The sequence below is a fragment of the Pseudosporangium ferrugineum genome (assembly GCF_003002065.1).
GTDB lineage: Bacteria > Actinomycetota > Actinomycetes > Mycobacteriales > Micromonosporaceae > Actinoplanes > Actinoplanes ferrugineus_A.
Genome location: NZ_PVZG01000001.1, coordinates 843,587 through 861,251 on the forward strand (window position 1 = coordinate 843,587; position 17,665 = coordinate 861,251).

The following is a 17,665-nucleotide window of genomic DNA, read 5'->3' on the forward strand; positions in this document are numbered from 1 at the left end:
ATGACCGCACCGTTCACCGGGCTGCTCGCCCGCGCCGACGCCGAGCTGGCCCGGCTCGAGACCGCCGTCGCGGCGGTCGCGGCCAACCTGGTCGACCTCGACGACAACAGCGCCCGCAAGGACCTCGACAAGGGCCCGCTGACCGGCGCCACCGCCGCCGCGTGGGCCGACGCGACCGCCGCGCTGACCCAGCTGTGGGACGGCTACGGGATGCTGACCGCGCTGATCACCTCGGCGCGGGCCACCCGGGGGCAGCGGCGGCTCAGCGACGCCGAGCGGTCGGCGTACATCGACCAGGTGCTCGGCCGGTCGATCACGCTGTCCACCGCGACCGTGCCCCTCGCCCAGCGCGGCCTGCTCGGCGCCGGGAAGGTCACCACGACGTGCTCCCCCGCCGAGCTGCTGTCGGCGATGGAGGCCGCCTTCGCCACGGCGGTGGACGTGGCCACCCGGGCCGGCGACGTGTGGCACCGGCTGATGCCCGCCGCCGCGGACGCCGCCGCCCGCATCGCCCACCTGCGGACGCTGACCGGCTCCCCCACGCTCGACGAGGCCGACCGGCGGCTCGGCGACTTCACCGCGCTGCTCGCCGCCGACCCGCTGAGCTGCGACGAGCGGGCGCTGGACGCCGTACGCACGCTCGCCGACCGGGCCGACGCCGAACGCACCTCCGCCACCGAGCTGCGGGAGGCGCTGCGGCAGCGGCTCACCGACGCGCACACGCTCGCCGACCGCCTGGCCGCCGCCGCACGCACCGCCGCCGCCGCCGAGGAGTCCGCCGCCGGGCGGTTCCCCGGCCCGGCCGTCGCCACCGTCGGCGGGCCCGACCTGCGACCCGACCTCGCCGCGATCGACGCCCTCGCGGCGGCCGGCCAGTGGGCGCTGATCAGCCCGCGGCTCGCCGCCTGGACCCGGGCCGCCCGGGAACGGCTCGCGGCCCTGGAGTCGGCCGCCGCGCGCAACTCGGCGCTGCTGTCGACCCGCAACGAGCTGCGGGGGCGGCTGGACGCGTACCGGGCGAAGGCGGGCAGCCGTGGCCTGGCCGAGGACCCGGTGCTGGCCCCGCTCGCCGAGAGGGCCCGCGACTCGCTCTACACCGCGCCGTGCGACCTCGAGGCGGCGCGCGCCGCCGTGGCGGCGTACCAGGAAGCGGTCGCCGCATCGACCAGGGAGGGCCGGCCATGAAGTGCCAGCGTGACTGTCCGGGCACCGTCCAGGACGGCTACTGCGACACCTGCGGGATGGCACCGCCGAAGGCGGACGCCACGACTCCCGCGCCGCGGGCCGCGACGGCACCGTCCGTGCGGACCTCGGCGCTCTCCACCCGTACGGGCGGCTCGGCGCGCACCGGCAGCGCCCGCACCGGCAGCCGGCGGCGGCGCTTCGGCGGCGGGCTGGTCGACGTGGCACCGCTGCCGCCCCGCGACCCGGCGACCGCCATCATGGCCGTCGCCGAGGTGCCCGAGGAGAAGCGGTACTGCGGCAAGTGCGGGAACCCCGTCGGCCGGGCCCGCGGCGACCGTCCCGGGCGTACGTCCGGCTTCTGCCCCTCCTGCGGCGAGGCCTTCAACTTCACCCCGAAGCTCGGCAAGGGCGACCTGGTCGGCGGCCAGTACGAGGTCGTCGGCGCCCTCGCGCACGGCGGCCTGGGCTGGATCTACCTGGCGACGGACAAGAACGTCTCGGACCGCTGGGTGGTGCTCAAGGGCCTGCTGAACTCCGGCGACGAGGACGCGCTGGCCGCGGCGGTCGCCGAGCGGCGCTTCCTGGCCGAGGTCGAGCACCCCAACATCGTCAAGATCTACAACTTCGTCGAGCACGACGGCGCCGGCTACATCGTCATGGAGTACGTCGGCGGCGAATCGCTCAAGGGCATCCTCAAGGACCGGTGGTCGCTGCGCGGCGCTCCCGACCCGCTCCCCGTCGACCAGGCGCTCGCCTACGTCCTGGAGATCATGCCCGCCTTCGCCTACCTGCACGACCGCGGCCTGATCTTCTGCGACTTCAAGCCGGACAACGTCATCCAGACCGGCGACCAGGTGAAACTCATCGACCTCGGCGGCGTGGTGCACATCGACGACCACGACGCCGCGCTGTACGGCACGGTCGGCTACCAGGCGCCGGAGATGGCCCAGGCCGGCCCGTCCGTGCAGAGCGACCTCTACACGATCGGCCGCACCCTGGCCGTGCTGACCACCGACTTCCGCGGCTACCAGACCACCTTCAAGGACAGCCTGCCCGAGCCCGGCGAGTTCGCGGCCTACCGGGAGCACGAGTCGTTCCACCGGCTGCTGCTGCGCGCCACCCGCACCGACCCCGCCGAGCGGTTCGTCGACGCCGGCGAGATGACCGAGCAGATGCTCGGGGTGCTGCGCGAGGTGCTGGCGGCCGGCGGGGAGCCGCACCCCACCACGTCCCGGTTGTTCACCGGCGAGCTGCGGACGGACGCGCGCAGCGACGAGCCGCAGTGGCGCTTCCTGCCCTCGCCCATGATCGACCTCACCGACCCGGCCGCCGCGTTCCTGGCCTCGGTGACCGTCACCGACCCCCGCGAGGTGCTGACCCTGCTCGGCAAGGCGCCCGAGCACACGATCGAGGTGCGGTTGCGGGCGCTGCGGGCGTACATCGACCTCGGGGCGGACGCGCACGCCGAGGCGGTACGGCTGCGGGACTCGCTCGCCGGTTCCTTCCCCGGCGACTGGCGGATCGCCTGGTACGACGGGGTGCTCGCGCTCTCCTCCGGCGACCTGCGGCGCGCCCGGGAGCAGTTCGACGCCGTCTTCTCCGCGCTGCCCGGCGAACTGGCGCCCAAGCTCGCGCTGGGGCTCAGCCTCGAACTCGCCGGCCAGCACGCCGAGGCGGCCCGGTACTACGACGTGGTGAGCCGCACGGATCCGGCGTACACCACCGCCGCGGCGGGGCTGGCCCGGTGCCGGCTGGCCGCCGGGGACCGCGACGGGGCTGTGGAGGCGTACAACCGGGTGCCGGGCACGTCGGCCGCGTACCGGAGCTCCCAGGTCGGCGCGGTCCGCGCGCTGGTCCGGCCGCACCCGGCGGCACCGGCCGCGGTGACCGCGCTCGCCGCCGCGGCGGCCCTGCTGGACCGGCTCGAGATGGAGGCCGCCCAGCTCGCCGCCCTCCGCGCCGAACTGCTGGAACAGGCGCTCACCGCGCTGCGCGCCGGCACCCCCGTCCCCGTCGCCGTGCTGGGCACCCCCGGCGACGGCGTCGCGCCCGAGCGGGAGCTACGGTTCGCGCTCGAGGGCGCGTACCGGGAAATGGCCCGGGCCGCCCACGGCCCGGAGAAGATCCGGCTCGTCGACCTTGCCAACGCCTCCCGACCGAGGACCCGCACATGACCGTCACCGACGACTGCGCCTCGTGCGCCGACGAGCGCGCCGCCGGCGCCGCGTTCTGCGAGAACTGCGGCAGGGCCCTCGCCGGCGGCGCCGAGCCCGCGGCCGGCACGGACTGCCCCGCCTGCGACTCCACCGGTACGGTCGGCGCGGACGGCTACTGCGGCAACTGCGGCATGCTCGCCGTCCGCCCCCGCGACCACGCCGAGATCGACGCCGGTGAGGTGGCGGGCGCGGCGACCGACCGGGGGCTGCGCCACCACCGCAACGAGGACGCGATGTGGCTGGCCACGCGCGGCACCGACGTGGACGCGGTGGTGTGCGACGGGGTCTCGGCCTCGTTCGACCCCGACGTCGCCTCCGAGGTGGCCGCCGAGGCCGCGGGCAAGGTCCTGGCCGCCGCGACCGGCGACCTCGCCGAGCACGTCGCCGCCGCCATCACCGCGGCCGCCGAGGCGGTGGCCGCCCTCGCGGGCATCGGCGATCCGCGCCGGGCGGCGTCCAACCCGGCCTGCACGATCGTCGCCGCCTGCGTCCGGGACGAGCGGATCGCGTACGGCTGGGTCGGCGACAGCCGCGCGTACCGCATCCCGCCGGAGGGCGACGCCGAGCAGCTCACCGAGGACGACTCCTGGGCCACCCACGCGATCGCCTTCGGGGTGGAGCCGCAGGTGGCCTGGAACGACCCCAAGGCGCACGCCATCACCGCGTGGCTCGGCGCCGACGCGGGCCCGGTCCGCCCCCGCACCGCGACGCTGGAGGGCGGGCAGCCGGGCCTTCTCGTGCTCTGCAGCGACGGGCTGTGGAACTACCTGACCGAACCGGCCGCGTTCGCCGGGACCGTGCGCCGCGCCGTACGCGAAGCACCGGACCTGGTCTCCGCCGCCCGGGCCCTGACCGCGTTCGCCAACGAGCAGGGTGGCGCGGACAACACCACCGTCGTCCTCGTACCGATCAACTAGGGAGAGCCCATGGCATACACCGCCGAGGCGTTCCAGAACGAGTTCCTCGCTTTGGGCGCGACCGAGGTCAACGCGATCGTCACCGTGACGTCGTCCGGCGCGGAGGGCGGACGGCGCACGGCCGGGGCGACCGAGATCATCATCGTGGACTGCTCCGGTTCCATGCAGGCCGAGGGCCGGATGGTCGCCGCCCGCCAGGCCGCCAAGGCCGCGGTGAACTGCATCGACGACGGCGTCCGCTTCGCCATCATCGCCGGCGTCAGCACCGCCCAGCAGCTCTTCCCCGCCCCCGGCCAGCTCGCCGTGGCGACCCCGGAGATCCGCGCCCAGGCGGTCGGCGCCATCGACCGGCTCCAGGCCAACGGCGGTACGGCCATGGGCGCCTGGCTCAAGCTCGCCCACCAGCTGTTCGCCCAGCGCCCCGGCGACATCCAGCACGCGATCCTGCTCACCGACGGCGAGAACGGCGAGTACCGCGGCTACCTCGAGAACGTGCTCCAGGAGATCGGCGGCTCGTTCACCTGCGACTGCCGCGGCATCGGCACCAGCTGGCAGGTCTCCGAGCTGCGCAAGATCGCCACCGCGATGCTCGGCTCGGTCGACATCGTGGCCCGCCCGCAGGACCTCGCCGCGGCGTTCGAGCAGATGATGACCGCGGCGATGGGCAAGACCAGCGCCGACGTGCAGCTCAAGGTGTGGACCCCGGTGAACTCCACGGTCCGCTTCGTCAAGCAGGTCGAACCCCAGGTCACCGACCTGACGGGCAAGCGTACGGAGGACGGCCCCCGCGCCGGCCGCTACCCGCTGGGGGCCTGGGGCTCGGAGAGCCGCGACTACCACGTGTGCATCGACGTGACCGCGGGCGCGGCCGGCGACGAGATGCTCGCGGCGCGGGTGTCCGTCGTGGAGGGTGAGACCGTGCACGCCCAGTGCCTGGTCCGTGCGGTGTGGACGGACGACGCGGCGCTGTCCACCCGGATCAACCGGCAGGTCGCCCACTACACCGGGCAGGCCGAGCTCGCCGACGCCATCCAGGCCGGGATCGAGGCCCGCAAGGCCGGCGACGACCGTACGGCCACCCTCAAGTTCGGCCGCGCGGCCCAGCTCGCCCACGAGAGCGGCAACAAGGCGACGGAGGAACTGCTGGCCACGGTCGTCGAGATCGAGGACGCGGCGACGGGCACCGTACGCCTGCGCCGCAAGGTGGACGCGGCCGACGAGATGGCCCTGGACACCCGCTCGACCAAGACCGTACGGGTGGGACGGGCGCAGTGAGCACGTACGCCTGCCCGAAGGGTCACGCCTCCACCACCGACGACTTCTGCGACACGTGCGGCGCGAAGATAGCCGGTGCCGCCCTGCCGCCTCCGACCGGCGCCGCATCGGCTCCGTCGCTGTCGCCCCCGACCGGCGCCGCGCCGGCTCCCGGGCTGTCGGCCCCGGCCGACGCCGCGGCGGCACCCACCGCCGGCTCCTGCCCGCACTGCGGCGCCCCGCACCCCGGGACCGGCCGCTTCTGCGAGGACTGCGGCTTCGACCACCACACCGGCAAGATCCCGGTCCTGACGACCCCGCCGGCGTCCCCGGCCCCGGCGGCCCCCGCGGCGGCATGGACGGCAACAATCGCGGCGGACCGCGAATACTACGACGCCAACGCGGTCGAGGGCGCCGACTTCCCGGCGGACCCGAGAACCCGCACGATCACCCTCCCCCCACCTCAGCTCCGCATCGGCCGCCGCAGCACCTCGAAGGGCACCGACCCGGAGATCGACCTCGCCGACGACGACCCGGGCGTCTCCCACAGCCACGCCCTCCTCACCTTCAGCGTCGACGGGGTATGGCTTCTGTCGGACCTGGGCTCGACCAACGGCACCTACCTGAACGACGAACAAAAACCCCTGACGGCAGGCCAGACCCGCCCCCTCACCAACGGCGACCGTGTCCACGTCGGCGCCTGGACCACCATCACGGTCCACGCCCCGTCATAACGCCGCCCCCTGCCCGTCCGCTGCCCCCTGCCCGCCCGCTGCCCGCCGGCGTCCGCCCGCCACCCTCTGCCCGCCGGCGTCCGCCCACCATCGCCCTCTGCCCGCCGGCGCCCGCCCACCACCGCCCCTCTGCCCGTCCGCCGTCCGCCGCCCGGCGGCCGCGGCCGTCTGCCCGCGGCCTTGCTTTGCTGCCGGCCAGCCTCCACCCGGCCCGCCCTCTTCGCCCGGCCGTCGATCACCGTGCCGTCGAAGCCACGCCCGCCGCCGTGTGCCATCCTCAAGCCGTGACAAGCAACGGCACCGTGCGGGCCTGGCACGACGACGAGGGCTGGGGCATCATCGACTCCCCCGACACACCGGGCGGCTGCTGGACCCACTTCAGCAGCATCCTCAGCGACGGCTACCTCACTCTGACCGGCACCGACCAGGTCACCTTCGAGTTCGAACAAGCCTCCCAGGACGGCTACGCCTACCGCACCACAGCCATCTGGACCGGCCCCGAACGCCCCAAGCCGCCCACACCCGGCGAGCCGTCGGCCGCCTTCACCAGCACCCTCCGCCTCGACTTCGACTGATTCCTTTACCCGGCGCCGCCTGCTCGCCCGCCGCCGCCCGCCCCGGCGCCGCCTGGCCCGCTCGCCCTCCCAGGTCCCCTCCCGGGCGTCCGTTCAGCCGGGGTCACCCATTTCCCCGCGGACCGGCCCGGCGGCGCGATACCGTCGGGCCGCGATGAAGGACGAGCGCATCGGTACGGTGCACCGAACCCAGGTGATCGACCTGCTGAACCAGGCGCTCGCCGAGGGCCACCTGTCCGAGTCCGGCTACGACACCCGGATCGTGGCGGTGAGCACGGCCACGTACGCGTCGGACCTCCAGGCCCAGATCCAGGACCTGCCACCCCGGCTCCAATGGGACCCGCGCAACGCCGCCCCACCGACACCCCCGGACCGCAGCGCGGGCCGCGGCGCCCTGATCCTGGGCCTGATGGCCGTACCCCTGTCGTTCTGCCTGATCGGCGGCCTGCTGGGCATCGTGGCCATCATCCTGAGCACCCGCGGCCGCGGCGCCCACGGAGTCGGCCCGGCCCTGATCGGCCGCGTCCTCGGCATCATCAGCATCGTCCTGTCCCTCGGCGCGGTCGCCGCCCTCATCTTCGCCGCCCGCACCGAACTCGGCCCCTGACCGCGGCGCGCGTGGCTCGTCCCACCCCCGGCACGACGCGCGTAGTTCGCCCTCGCCCTCGGCCCCGGCGCGCGTGGCTCGCCCCGCCCTCGGCCCAGCGCGCGCCGCTCGGCCCGCCCTCAGCGCGGCGCGCGTAGCTCGCCCCCGGCCCCGGCGCGCGTGGCTCGGCCCGCCCCAGGCGCGGCGCGCGCGGCTCGTCGCACTCCGGCCCCACGTGTGTCCCGCCCCCGGCGCGTGGCGCGTCCCGCCCCCGGGCGCGGCGCGCGCGGTTCGCACGTCGCCCAGGTTCGTTCTCCGTGTCCGGCTCGGCGGGCGTTCGGCCGACGCAGCCTCCAGCGCTCACCCCCACAGGGCGCGGTGGGCCTCCTTCCACAGCGCCGGGCTGCGGGCGTACAGCGAGGTTCCCGGGCCGGGTCCCCGGATTCCGTCCGCACCGCCGTAGGCGCCGCCTGCTTCGGTCACGATCAGGGACGGGGCCGCGAAGTCCCAGATCTGCCCGCGGGTCTGCACCGCCAGGTCGAGTTTTCCCTCCGCCACCAGCAGCGGCGCGTGCACGTCCCACTCGACGGCGGTCGCATGCTCCACCAGCGGGGCCGCGATGAGCCGGTCGGACTCGAAGTAGTTCGGTGGGGCCGGGACCACGCCGACCTCCGCGCCTTCCAACGTGTCCGGGCGGCCCGTGGCCACGGTGACGCGCTTTTCCGCCGTACCGTCAAGGTTCGAGCGGTAGGCGCCGCCGCCGCGGCGCGCCCACCAGAGCGTGCCCTGCGCGGGCACCGCGGCCGCCGCGGCGACGATCTTGCCGTCCTCCTCGAGGGCCACCAGCACGAGCCAGCGGTCGTCGCCGGAGACGAACAGGGCGGTGCCGTCGATCGGATCCACGATCCATCGCCGCCGCCCCTCCCCGACAACCGCACCACCCGGCTGAAGAGAGCCACCCAGCTGGGCAGTGCCACCCGGCTGGGCAGTGCCACCCGGCTGGGCAGTACCACCCGGCGAGGCAGTGCCACCCGGCGAAGCAGAGCCGCCCACCTGAGCAGAGCCACCCGCCTGAAATGAGCCGCCCGGCCGAAGTGGGGCGCCCGGCGGAAAAGGGCCGCCCGGCTGAGCCGGGCCGGGCGAGCCGGTCACCGTCCCGCCCTCCTCGCCCAGCACCGTGTCTCCGGGGCGCTCGCGGCGCAGCAGCTCCCGGATCGCCAGTTCGGTCTCCCTGTCCGCGGCCGTCACCACGCTGCCGTCCGGCTTGGTCTCGCGGGGCAGATCGGCCAGCGCCGCGAAGTGTCTGAGCGCCACCGCGGAGCCGGCGCGGGCCGCCTCGCGGGCAACATCAAGGTCACTGAGCACGGACCCATCCTGCCCGATCCGACCGGGCCACGCCCGGCCGCTGTGGACGAACAGCCGGCCCGTATCCCGCCGCTGTGGACAAACCCCGGACCGCTCTCACCGGCCGATACAGTCACGTTCATGCATCGCAGCCGCCTGTACGGGCTTTTCATCGACACCCCGGACGCCGACGACGCCGCGGCCTTCTGGTCCGCCGCGCTGGGTGTGCCGGCCGTTCCGGAGCCGCACGAGGAGCAGTTCATCATGTTGCACGGGGCACTGCCCAAGCTGGTCGCGGGCGTGCAGCGGGTCGACGACACGCCGCGCTACCACGTCGACATCGAGACCGATGACGTCGATGCCGAGACGGCCCGGTTGACGGCGCTGGGGGCGGTGGAGGTGAACCGGTGGCAGGGGTGCCGGATCCTGCGGGCTCCGGGTGGCCATCTGCTGTGCGTGATCCCGGTGCACAGTGATCCTGCCCTGTTCGACGCCGAGGCGCGCGGCTTCCCCTAAGCCTCGCCCATCACCAGGCCCTCGATGGTGTGCTTCTGGGTGATGGGGGTGAGCACGTCGACGACCGGGCAGTGCAGGTGGTCGCGGACCTGCTGGGGCAGCGAATCCCAGTAGCCTCGGGTGACGGCCGTGTCGTGGCGTTGGCCGTTGACGCCGCCGGGGGCGTCCACGCCGAGGACGAGGACCGGGCGGGATTTCTGGGACTCGTTGCGCGTTCCGCGGTGGATCGTGAGGGCGGACCGGGCCGAGATGTCGCCGCGCCGGGGGTATTTGCGGACGGCGCGTTCCTCGTAGCGGGGGTAGAACGGCTTGGGCGGGAACATGCCGTGGCCGAATTCCGGCTCGTCGTCGAAGTGGGTGCCCGGGGCGATCTCGAACGGGCCCATGTCCTCCTCGGTGTCCACGGCGGTGAGGTTGAACGCCAGCGAGTCCAGCACCCGGGTCTCGCGGGTGATCTCCGGCATGGGGAAGTCCCGGTGCCACGGCTGGTTGACGGCGCCGGCGAACGGGATGTCGAAGCCGAGTTCGACGATCTCGTACCGCGGGCCGAGGACCGCCTCGCAGACGGCGGTCACCCACGGGTGGGTGACGAGGTCGACGAAGCCGCGCAGCTGTTCGGGGTGGATCTCCACGTAGTAGCGCCGGGGGCCGCGGCCGACGGCGCCGCCGGGCCGGTTGATCGCCTCCGCGAACGCCTTGTCGATGTCCTCGCGCATGGTGTCGGCCCACTCGGTGGTGAAGGCCCCGCGGCATGCGGTGATGCCGTCGCGGTAGATCGCTTCCCTGGCGGCTGCTCCCGGATCAGTCATGCAATTCATCATTGCAACGTGGCATGCAACGTTGCAAGCGGAGCCGGTAGGGTTTTCATCATGAGCGCGAGCCTGCGTCAGGTGGCCGAGCGGGCCGGCGTGTCCGTCCGTACGGTGTCGAACGTGGTCAGCGGCTTCGCGCTGGTCGCCCCGGAGACCCGGGCGCGGGTCCAGGCCGCGATCGACGAGCTGCAGTATCGTCCCAACGCCGCGGCACGCCACTTGCGCGGCGGACGCTCCGGCCTGGTCGCGCTGGCCATCCCGGAGATCGCCTCGCCGTACTTCGGGGAGCTGGCCGGCCTGCTCGTCGAGGAGGCCGAGAAGCACTCGTGGATGCTGCTCGTCCAGCAGACCGGCGGCGACGCGGAGCACGAGCGCGGCCTGCTCGGGGGCGTACGCGGTCAGGTCGTCGACGGCCTGGTGCTCAGCCCCTGGTCCCTCTCCCCCGCCGAGTTGCGGCGCCGGCCGGACGCCGTACCCGTGGTGCTGCTCGGCGAGCAGGACGCGGACGGCCTGCTCGACCACGTCGCGGTCGACAGTGTCGCCGCCGCGCGCGACGCCACCCGGCACCTGATCGACCGGGGCCGCCGCCGGATCGCCGCCCTGGGCCTGCAACCCCACCTGGAGAACGGCACGGCGGCCCGGCGCGTCGCGGGCTACCGGCGGGCGCTGGCCGAGGCGGGCGTGGCCGCCGATCCGGCCCTGGAGATCGCGGTGCAACGCCTGCACCGCGCCGACGGCGCCGACGGCATGCGGCGCCTGCTCGACGCCGGGACCCCGGTCGATGCGGTCTTCTGCTTCAGCGACCAGCTCGCGCTCGGCGCGATGCAGACCGCGCTGCGTGCGGGGTTGCGCATCCCGGCGGACCTCGCGGTGGCGGGCTTCGACGACGTCGAGGACGGCCGGTACGCGACCCCGTCCCTGACCACGGTCTCGCCCGACAAGACGGCGATCGCCCGGGAGGCGCTGGCCTGCCTCGCGGACCGGCTCACGGGAGATCGCGCCGCGCCGGCCCGGCGCATCGTCATTCCGTACGCCCTGACGGTGCGCGACAGCACCTGACCGAGCGCCTCCATCAGCGGCAGCAGGACGCCGAGGTGCCGACCGGCCTGCGGTATCACCGCCGCGGCTCCGGCGCCGAGCGGGGTCACCACCACCGCCCCGGCACCGGACGGGGCCACCCCATCGCCCCGGCACCGGACGGAGTCACCACCGCCGCTCCGGCACCGGACGAGGCCGCCACCGCCGCTCCGGCGCCGGGTGGGGTCACAGGGCCGTCTGGTAGGCCAGGACCCCCCGGTTGATCGTCGTCATCGCCTTGCGGGCCGTCTCGCGCAGTTCCGCCGATGCCGCCGAGGCGTCACGGAGCTGGGCCAGGAGGTCGAGGACCTGGCGGGCCCAGCGGACGAAGTCGCCCGCCGGCATGTCCGCGTCGTAGTTGTGGCCGCTGGCCAGGACCCGGGCCAGCGGTTCGCCGCGGGCCCAGCGGTAGATCGGCCAGACGAAGCCCGCGTCCGGCTCCCGGGTCAGCGACAACCCGTGCGACGCCTCCTGCGACTCGATCTCCGCCCACAGCTTGTGGCAGGCGTCCACGGCGTCGGAGGCCGGACCCTTGGGGACCGAGGCCCGCTCGTCGCTCTCGCGGCGGGACTCGTAGAGCACCATGGACACCGCGGCGGCGAGTTCCTCGGGGGCGAGGCCGTCCCACACCCCGCGGCGCAGGCACTCGGCGACGAGCAGGTCCGCCTCCGTCCAGATGCGGCCCAGCATCCGGCCGGCGTCGGTGACCTCGCCGTCCGGCGAAAGATAGCCCCGCTCGGTGAGGACCGCGCAGACCTGGTCGAACGTACGGGCCAGCGACCCCGTCCGCCCGGCGACCTTGTCACGCAGCGCCTCGGTGTCGCGTTCGAGGCGGTGCCGGCGTTCCGCCCAGCGGGCGTGGTCCTCGCGCTCGGGGCAGGCGTGGCACGGATGCTGCCGCAGCTGCACCTTGAGCAGGGCGACCTCGGCATCCTCCCCCGGCGCGCCCCGGTTGCGCCCGCGCCGGCCGCCGGCCCGCTCGTGCCGGTCCAGGCCGGTGGCGCTGACCGTGGCGGCGAGGTCCCGGCGCGCGGCCGGCGACCGGTGGTTGAAGTGTTTCGGCACCCGTACGCGATCGAGCACGTCGACCGTGCCCGGGAAGTCCGCGGGACCGACCCGCCCGGCCCAGCGGTCCTGGGTCAGCACCAGCGGCCGGGGCTCGCCGAAGCCCCCGGCCGGCGGTTCGAGCACCACCGCGAGGCCGGCGCGGCGGCCCTGCGGCACCCGGATCACGTCGCCGACCCGCAGCTTCTCCAGGGAGGACACCGCCGCGGCCCGGCGCTGGGAGACGCCCTGCCGGGCCAGCGCCCGCTCCCGGTCGGCGATGGCCACCCGGATGGCGAAGTACTCGTCGAAGTCGCCGTGGTGGCAGGTCGAGTCCTTGCCGTACGTCCCCATCGTGTCCACGTTGCGCTGCACCTGCCGGGCCAGCCCCACCACCGAGCGGTCCGCCTGGAACTGGGCGAACGACGACTCGAGCAGGTCACGGGACTTCTCCGCGCCCACCGACCCGACCAGGTTGACCGCCATGTTGTACGACGGCCGGAAGCTGGACCGCAGCGGATAGGTACGCGTCGAGGCGAGCCCGGCGACGTGCCGCGGGTCGACCTCGGGGCTCCAGAGCACCACCGCGTGCCCCTCGACGTCGATGCCGCGCCGGCCGGCCCGCCCGGTGAGCTGCGTGTACTCCCCCGGGGTGAGGTCGACGTGCGCCTCGCCGTTGAACTTCACCAGGCGTTCGAGGACGACGCAGCGGGCGGGCATGTTGATGCCGAGCGCCAGGGTCTCGGTGGCGAACACCGCCTTGACCAGGCCCCGCACGAAGCACTCCTCGACGGCCTCCTTGAACGCGGGCAGCATGCCGGCGTGGTGGGCCGCGACGCCCCGCTCGAGCCCGTCGAGCCATTCCCAGTAGCCCAGCACCGACAGGTCCTCGGCCGGGATGCCGGCCACCTTGGCCTGGGCGATCGACCGGATCTCGGCGCGCTCGTCGGGGTCGGTCAGGCGCAGGCCGCCGGCCAGGCACTGCTGCACGGCCGCGTCGCAGCCGGCCCGGCTGAAGATGAACAGGATCGCGGGCAGCAACCCGGCGCGGTCCAGCCGGTCGACCACCTCGGCGCGCGGCGGCGGCTGCCAGCGCCGGGGCCGGCCGCTGCGGCTGTGCCAGCCCGGCCCCGCCGTCCGGTCGGTGAGCTCCAGCCGGCGCAGCATCTCGCGGGTGTAGCGCAGCAGCTCGGGGTGGACGTCGTGCTTGCGGGCCGCGTCGGCGTCGTGGAACAGGTCGAACATCCGTTTGCCGACCAGCATGTGCTGCCAGAGCGGCACCGGCCGGTGCTCGCTGACCACCACCTCGGTCTGGCCGCGCACGGTGACGAGCCAGTCGGCGAACTCCTCGTAGTTGCTGACCGTCGCGGAGAGCGAGACGAGGGTCACCGATGCCGGGAGGTGGATGATCACCTCTTCCCAGACCGCGCCGCGGAAGCGGTCGGCGAGGTAGTGCACCTCGTCCATGACCACGTACGCCAGGCCCTGGAGGCTGGCCGAGCCCGAGTAGAGCATGTTGCGCAGCACCTCGGTGGTCATCACCACCACGGGCGCGTCGCCGTTGATGACGTTGTCGCCGGTCAGCAGGCCGACCTGGTCGGCGCCGTAGCGCTCGACGAGGTCGTGGTACTTCTGGTTGGACAGCGCCTTGATGGGCGTGGTGTAGAAGCACTTGCGCCGCACGCCGGAGCCGTCGGCGCGCAGCGCGAGGTGGACGGCGAACTCGCCGACCACCGTCTTGCCGGCGCCGGTCGGGGCGCAGACCAGCACGCCGCTGCCCCGCTCGAGGGCCTCGCAGGCCTGTCGTTGGAAATCGTCCAGGTCGAAGCCGACGTCCAGCATGAAGTCGTCCAGGGCCGGGAACTCGGCCGCACGGGCCGCCCGCCTTCTCGACTCCGCGTAGCGTTCGGCGGGGCTCGTCATGACCACAAGGCTAATGCGTGGGTCCGACAACAACGAAGGTCATGGCTCCCCGGGCGGTTGCCGACAGCCGCCCGCGGGCGCCTGGGTATCGTGCACGGCGTGCCGGATGCCGCCGAATCGACCGCTCCCCCGTCGCACCGTCAGGTGGACGCCGTGCTCTTCGACTTCCACGGCACGCTGGCCCAGGTGGAGGAGCCGGTCGCGTGGGTGACCGCCGCGGCCGCCACCTGCGGCGCCGAGCTGGACCGGGGCAGGGCGACGATCCTGGCCGACCGGCTGGTCACCGCCGGGCGCGCCGGCGGGCCGCTGCCGCACCGGGTGCCGATCCATCTGGCCGAGCACTGGGCCGACCGCGATCTGTACGAACACAGCCACCGCGCCGCCTACACGGGCCTCGCCGCCACGGTCACCACGAACGTCGAGGGCCTGCCCGACGCCCTGTACGAGCGCCTGCTCGTCCCCGAGGGCTGGCTCCCGTACGCGGACACCCTGCCCACCCTGCGCATCCTGCACGAGGCGGGGGTGAAGGTCGGGGTGGTCAGCAACATCGGCTTCGACATCCGCCCGCACTTCGCCGCGTGGGGCCTGGACGGCCTGGTCGACGCGTACGCGCTCTCCTACGAGGTGGGCCGCACCAAGCCGGACCCGGCGATCTTCCTGCGGGCCTGCGGCATGCTCGGGGTCGACCCGGAGCGCACGCTGATGGTCGGCGACAGCCCGGCCGACGCGGGCGCGGTGCAGGCCGGCTGCGCGGCGCTGGTGCTGCCGGCCGCCGAGCCGGGCCGCCCGAACGGCCTCGGCGCCACCCTGGCCCTGGCCGGCTGCGCGTGAGCCCGGCGCCCGGCGACGGGCGCCGGCACCTCAGAGGTAGGTGTCGACCAGCGTGCCCATCGTGGCGTTGACGCTGCGGATCGGCTCGTGCTCGTCCTGCGCCGCCACGTGGTCCGCGACCGTCGGTGCCTCGCCGCCCTCGGGCGCCTTCTTCGCCGCTGAGGCGTCGGCGGCCCCGAGGTAGGCGCTGGAGATCGTGCTGGCGCTGAGCGAACCGACCGACATGCTGCCTCCCGCGTCTTCCGTGGCTTCCACCGTTCCGTTCGGCCCGGCGGAGCGGGCGCTGACCCCGTGCTCAGCGCAGCAACCGGACGGCTCCCGGTTCGCAGCCGATCACCAGCGGCAGCGGGGCGAGACGTTCGCCGTCCGCGTACCCGATGATCCCGGGCGTGTCGATCCGCACCTCGCGGGCCCGGTAGGTGGTGACCAGCGGGTCGGTGACGTGGGTGCCGCGCCGCAGGCGGGGCTTGAGCCGGGCCAGCGCGACCCGGCCGAGCGGCGCGGCGACGACGACGTCGAGCAGGCCGTCGGCGGGGTCCGCGCCGGGGCAGATGCGCAGGCCACCGCCGTAACTGGGACAGTTGCCGACCGCCGCGAGCACGCCCTCGAAGCTGCGGTCCTCGCCGTCGAGGACGAGGCGGTAGGGGCGCGAGCGCAGCCGGGCGGTCTCGAGCAGGATGGCGAGGTCGTAGCGGCGCGGGCCGCGGGGCCACGGCAGCCGGTTGGCACGCTCGTTGACGATCGCGTCGAAGCCGGCGGCGAGCACGGCGCCGAACCAGCGCACGCCGCCCTCGGCGGTGGTCACCCGGGCCAGGTCGAGGGGGTGGTCCCGCCCGTCGCGCAGCGCGGCCGCGATCGCCTCCGCGGCCCCGAGCGGATCCGGGGGTACGCCGGCACCCGCCGCGAAGTCGTTGCCCGTCCCGGCGGGCACCACCCCGAACGGCGTGCCGCCGCCCGCCACGGCCTGCAGCGCGCAGTGCACCGTGCCGTCGCCGCCCGCGGCGACCAGGGCGGCGGCTCCCTCGGCGATCGCCCGGTGGCAGGCCGCCTCGGCCTCGCCGGCGGTGGTCGCGGGGAGCAGGCGCACCGGGCGGCCCCCGGCCCCGAGCCGGTCGAGCACGGCCGGAAGCAGACCGCGGTGCCGGCCGCGCCCCGCACGGGGGTTGGCCAGCACCGCGATGTCGTCGCTGCGGGTCACCGCGGTCAGGTCATGTCGTCGAAGCGGCTCTCCAGCGGCAGCGGTTTCGCCACCGGCTCCGGTGCCTCCACCGGTGCGGGCGCGTCGACGCGGTCCGAGACCCCGACCGGGACGCGTTCCTCCTCCAGCGAGGAGACCTCGTCGTCGTCGAGGTCGCCGTAGATCTCCTTGCCGCGGCCCTTGCGCCGGTCGTTGAGCGCGGCCACCCCGACGGCGACGAAGTAGAGCAGCGTCATGCACAGCGCCAGCAGCGTCATGCCGAACGGGCCCGGGTCCGGCGTGGCGATCGCCGCGAAGGCGAACGACAGGAAGACGACGATCCGCCACCAGCTCAGCAGCCGCTTCGCCGTCACCACGCCGGTGAAGTTCAGCATGAGCAGGATCAACGGGAACTCGAACGCCGCCCCGAAGATCAGGATCATGTTGGTGACGAAGCCGGTGTAGCTGGTGACCTCGAGCTGGGTCGGGCTGCCGAGGACGCCGGCCTCCATGATGAAGGCCAGGCTGTGGCCGATCACGAAGTAGGCGAGGATCGCGCCGCCGGCGAACAGCGGCGCCGCGATGGCCACGAAGATGTACGCCCACTTGCGCTCGTGGCGGTGCAGCCCCGGGGCGATGAACGCCCACAGCTGGTAGAGCCAGACCGGGGCGCCGACGATGAGGCCGACCCACAGGGCGACCTTCAGGCGCAGCACCAGCTGGTCGGTGGCGCCGAGCGTGAGGAACGTGCACTGCCGCTGGCCCTCGCCGTTGGTCACCCAGGACGACGGCAGGTCGCAATACGGCACCGACAGCAGCTCGAAGACCTGCCGGGAGACGATGAACCCGACGATCAGGCCGGCGATGATCCCGAGCGAGGCCCAGAACAGGCGGTTACGCAGCTCCCGGACGTGCTCGATCAGGGTCATCGAGCCGTCGGCGGCCTGCTCGAACTTGCTCGGACCCCGGCGGCGCAGGGCGATGGCCACGGCCGGTCAGCGGTCGTTCGTGCGCTGCACCGGGTCGACGTACGGCTGCGCCGGCGGCTGCTGCGGCTGCTGGTACGCCTGGCCCTGCTGCTGGTAGCCGTTCGGCGGCTGGTAGCCCGGGGCACCCGGCTGGTGGATCTCGTTGGGGTGTAGCGGCTCGCGCGCGTACTGCGGCTCGGCCTTCTCGGCCACGTTGTTGTCGTCGACCAGGCCCTTGGTCTCGGCCTTGATGATCCGCAGGGACCGGCCGAGCGACCGGGCGGCGTCAGGCAGGCGCTTCGCGCCGAAGAGCAGCACGAGCACGACAACGAAGACGGCGATGTGCCATGGCTTGAGGGCGCCCATGGAGAACTCCAGTCGGTGGGATCACGGTCTTTCCGGATGGTGCGGGGTCCATCGTACGTGTCGATGCTGGGAGTGACCCCTGCCGGACCTGTTTGTTTGGCAGCCGGTCCGAGGAATTTTCGGACAACGGGCCGGGAACG

General features: G+C 74.2%; 17 protein-coding genes. 10 read left to right on the top strand and 7 right to left on the bottom strand.

Annotated elements, in window-relative coordinates:
• The 7 genes from CLV70_RS03610 (at position 1) to CLV70_RS03640 (ending at position 7,488) form a co-directional block, all read left to right on the top strand.
• The gene (locus tag CLV70_RS03610; protein WP_106124838.1) at positions 1 to 1,185 is read left to right on the top strand and encodes a hypothetical protein; all 1,185 of its coding nucleotides are present in this window, start codon (positions 1 to 3) and stop codon (positions 1,183 to 1,185) included.
• A complete protein-coding gene (locus CLV70_RS03615; RefSeq protein WP_245907992.1) occupies positions 1,182 to 3,359 on the top strand; it encodes a serine/threonine-protein kinase in 2,178 nt (725 codons plus the stop codon). Before CLV70_RS03610 ends, CLV70_RS03615 begins: the two co-directional genes overlap by 4 nt.
• Positions 3,356 to 4,318, top strand: coding sequence for a PP2C family protein-serine/threonine phosphatase (locus tag CLV70_RS03620; protein ID WP_106124839.1), 963 nt, complete (start codon positions 3,356 to 3,358; stop codon positions 4,316 to 4,318). Before CLV70_RS03615 ends, CLV70_RS03620 begins: the two co-directional genes overlap by 4 nt.
• Positions 4,319 to 4,327: 9 nt before the next feature.
• The gene (locus tag CLV70_RS03625) at positions 4,328 to 5,593 is read left to right on the top strand and encodes a vWA domain-containing protein (protein WP_106124840.1); all 1,266 of its coding nucleotides are present in this window, start codon (positions 4,328 to 4,330) and stop codon (positions 5,591 to 5,593) included.
• Positions 5,590 to 6,306: an FHA domain-containing protein gene (locus CLV70_RS03630; protein WP_106124841.1), complete on the top strand. Its 717-nt coding sequence runs from the start codon at positions 5,590 to 5,592 to the stop codon at positions 6,304 to 6,306. The genes CLV70_RS03625 and CLV70_RS03630 overlap by 4 nt, the downstream gene beginning before the upstream one ends.
• A 284-nt stretch (positions 6,307 to 6,590) precedes the next feature.
• On the top strand, positions 6,591 to 6,881 hold the full coding sequence (locus CLV70_RS03635) for a cold-shock protein (protein ID WP_106124842.1): 291 nt from the start codon (positions 6,591 to 6,593) through the stop codon (positions 6,879 to 6,881).
• Between the two features lie 154 nt (positions 6,882 to 7,035).
• Positions 7,036 to 7,488 carry a DUF1707 SHOCT-like domain-containing protein gene (locus tag CLV70_RS03640; protein ID WP_106124843.1) on the top strand — a complete coding sequence of 151 codons (453 nt, stop codon included), beginning with the start codon at positions 7,036 to 7,038 and terminating at the stop codon, positions 7,486 to 7,488.
• Positions 7,489 to 7,827: 339 nt separating this feature from the next.
• On the opposite strand, the gene CLV70_RS03645 is transcribed toward CLV70_RS03640, so the two are convergent.
• Complete coding sequence (locus CLV70_RS03645; RefSeq protein ID WP_245907993.1) at positions 7,828 to 8,832, bottom strand: inositol monophosphatase family protein; 1,005 nt, start codon at positions 8,830 to 8,832, stop codon at positions 7,828 to 7,830.
• 120 nt (positions 8,833 to 8,952) lie between these two features.
• Between CLV70_RS03645 and CLV70_RS03655 the strand changes: the two genes are divergently transcribed.
• Positions 8,953 to 9,327: a VOC family protein gene (locus tag CLV70_RS03655; protein ID WP_106124844.1), complete on the top strand. Its 375-nt coding sequence runs from the start codon at positions 8,953 to 8,955 to the stop codon at positions 9,325 to 9,327.
• Here CLV70_RS03655 and CLV70_RS03660 read toward each other — a convergent pair.
• The gene (locus CLV70_RS03660) at positions 9,324 to 10,136 is read right to left on the bottom strand and encodes a phytanoyl-CoA dioxygenase family protein (RefSeq protein ID WP_245907994.1); all 813 of its coding nucleotides are present in this window, start codon (positions 10,134 to 10,136) and stop codon (positions 9,324 to 9,326) included. The two genes, CLV70_RS03655 and CLV70_RS03660, sit on opposite strands and share 4 nt — an antisense overlap.
• 60 nt (positions 10,137 to 10,196) lie before the next feature.
• On the opposite strand from CLV70_RS03660, the gene CLV70_RS03665 reads away from it, so the two are divergent.
• The gene (locus CLV70_RS03665; protein WP_106124846.1) at positions 10,197 to 11,198 is read left to right on the top strand and encodes a LacI family DNA-binding transcriptional regulator; all 1,002 of its coding nucleotides are present in this window, start codon (positions 10,197 to 10,199) and stop codon (positions 11,196 to 11,198) included.
• Positions 11,199 to 11,402: 204 nt separating this feature from the next.
• On the opposite strand, the gene CLV70_RS03670 is transcribed toward CLV70_RS03665, so the two are convergent.
• The gene (locus CLV70_RS03670; protein WP_106125038.1) at positions 11,403 to 14,183 is read right to left on the bottom strand and encodes a DEAD/DEAH box helicase; all 2,781 of its coding nucleotides are present in this window, start codon (positions 14,181 to 14,183) and stop codon (positions 11,403 to 11,405) included.
• A 90-nt stretch (positions 14,184 to 14,273) separates the two neighbouring features.
• Between CLV70_RS03670 and CLV70_RS03675 the strand changes: the two genes are divergently transcribed.
• Positions 14,274 to 15,014 (top strand): HAD family hydrolase, encoded by a 741-nt coding sequence (locus CLV70_RS03675; RefSeq protein WP_106124847.1) that lies wholly within the window; start codon positions 14,274 to 14,276, stop codon positions 15,012 to 15,014.
• A 30-nt stretch (positions 15,015 to 15,044) separates the two neighbouring features.
• On the opposite strand, the gene CLV70_RS38935 is transcribed toward CLV70_RS03675, so the two are convergent.
• From CLV70_RS38935 to tatA, 4 genes are all read right to left on the bottom strand, one after another.
• A complete protein-coding gene (locus tag CLV70_RS38935; RefSeq protein ID WP_146163944.1) occupies positions 15,045 to 15,239 on the bottom strand; it encodes a hypothetical protein in 195 nt (64 codons plus the stop codon).
• Positions 15,240 to 15,309: 70 nt separating this feature from the next.
• Entirely contained in the window at positions 15,310 to 16,221 is a 912-nt protein-coding gene (locus CLV70_RS03680; protein WP_425440108.1) for a diacylglycerol kinase family protein, read from the bottom strand.
• Positions 16,218 to 17,180, bottom strand: coding sequence for a twin-arginine translocase subunit TatC (gene tatC / locus CLV70_RS03685; protein WP_106124848.1), 963 nt, complete (start codon positions 17,178 to 17,180; stop codon positions 16,218 to 16,220). Before tatC ends, CLV70_RS03680 begins: the two co-directional genes overlap by 4 nt.
• 6 nt (positions 17,181 to 17,186) lie before the next feature.
• Positions 17,187 to 17,525: a Sec-independent protein translocase subunit TatA gene (gene tatA / locus CLV70_RS03690; protein WP_106124849.1), complete on the bottom strand. Its 339-nt coding sequence runs from the start codon at positions 17,523 to 17,525 to the stop codon at positions 17,187 to 17,189.
• Positions 17,526 to 17,665 lie beyond the last annotated feature (140 nt).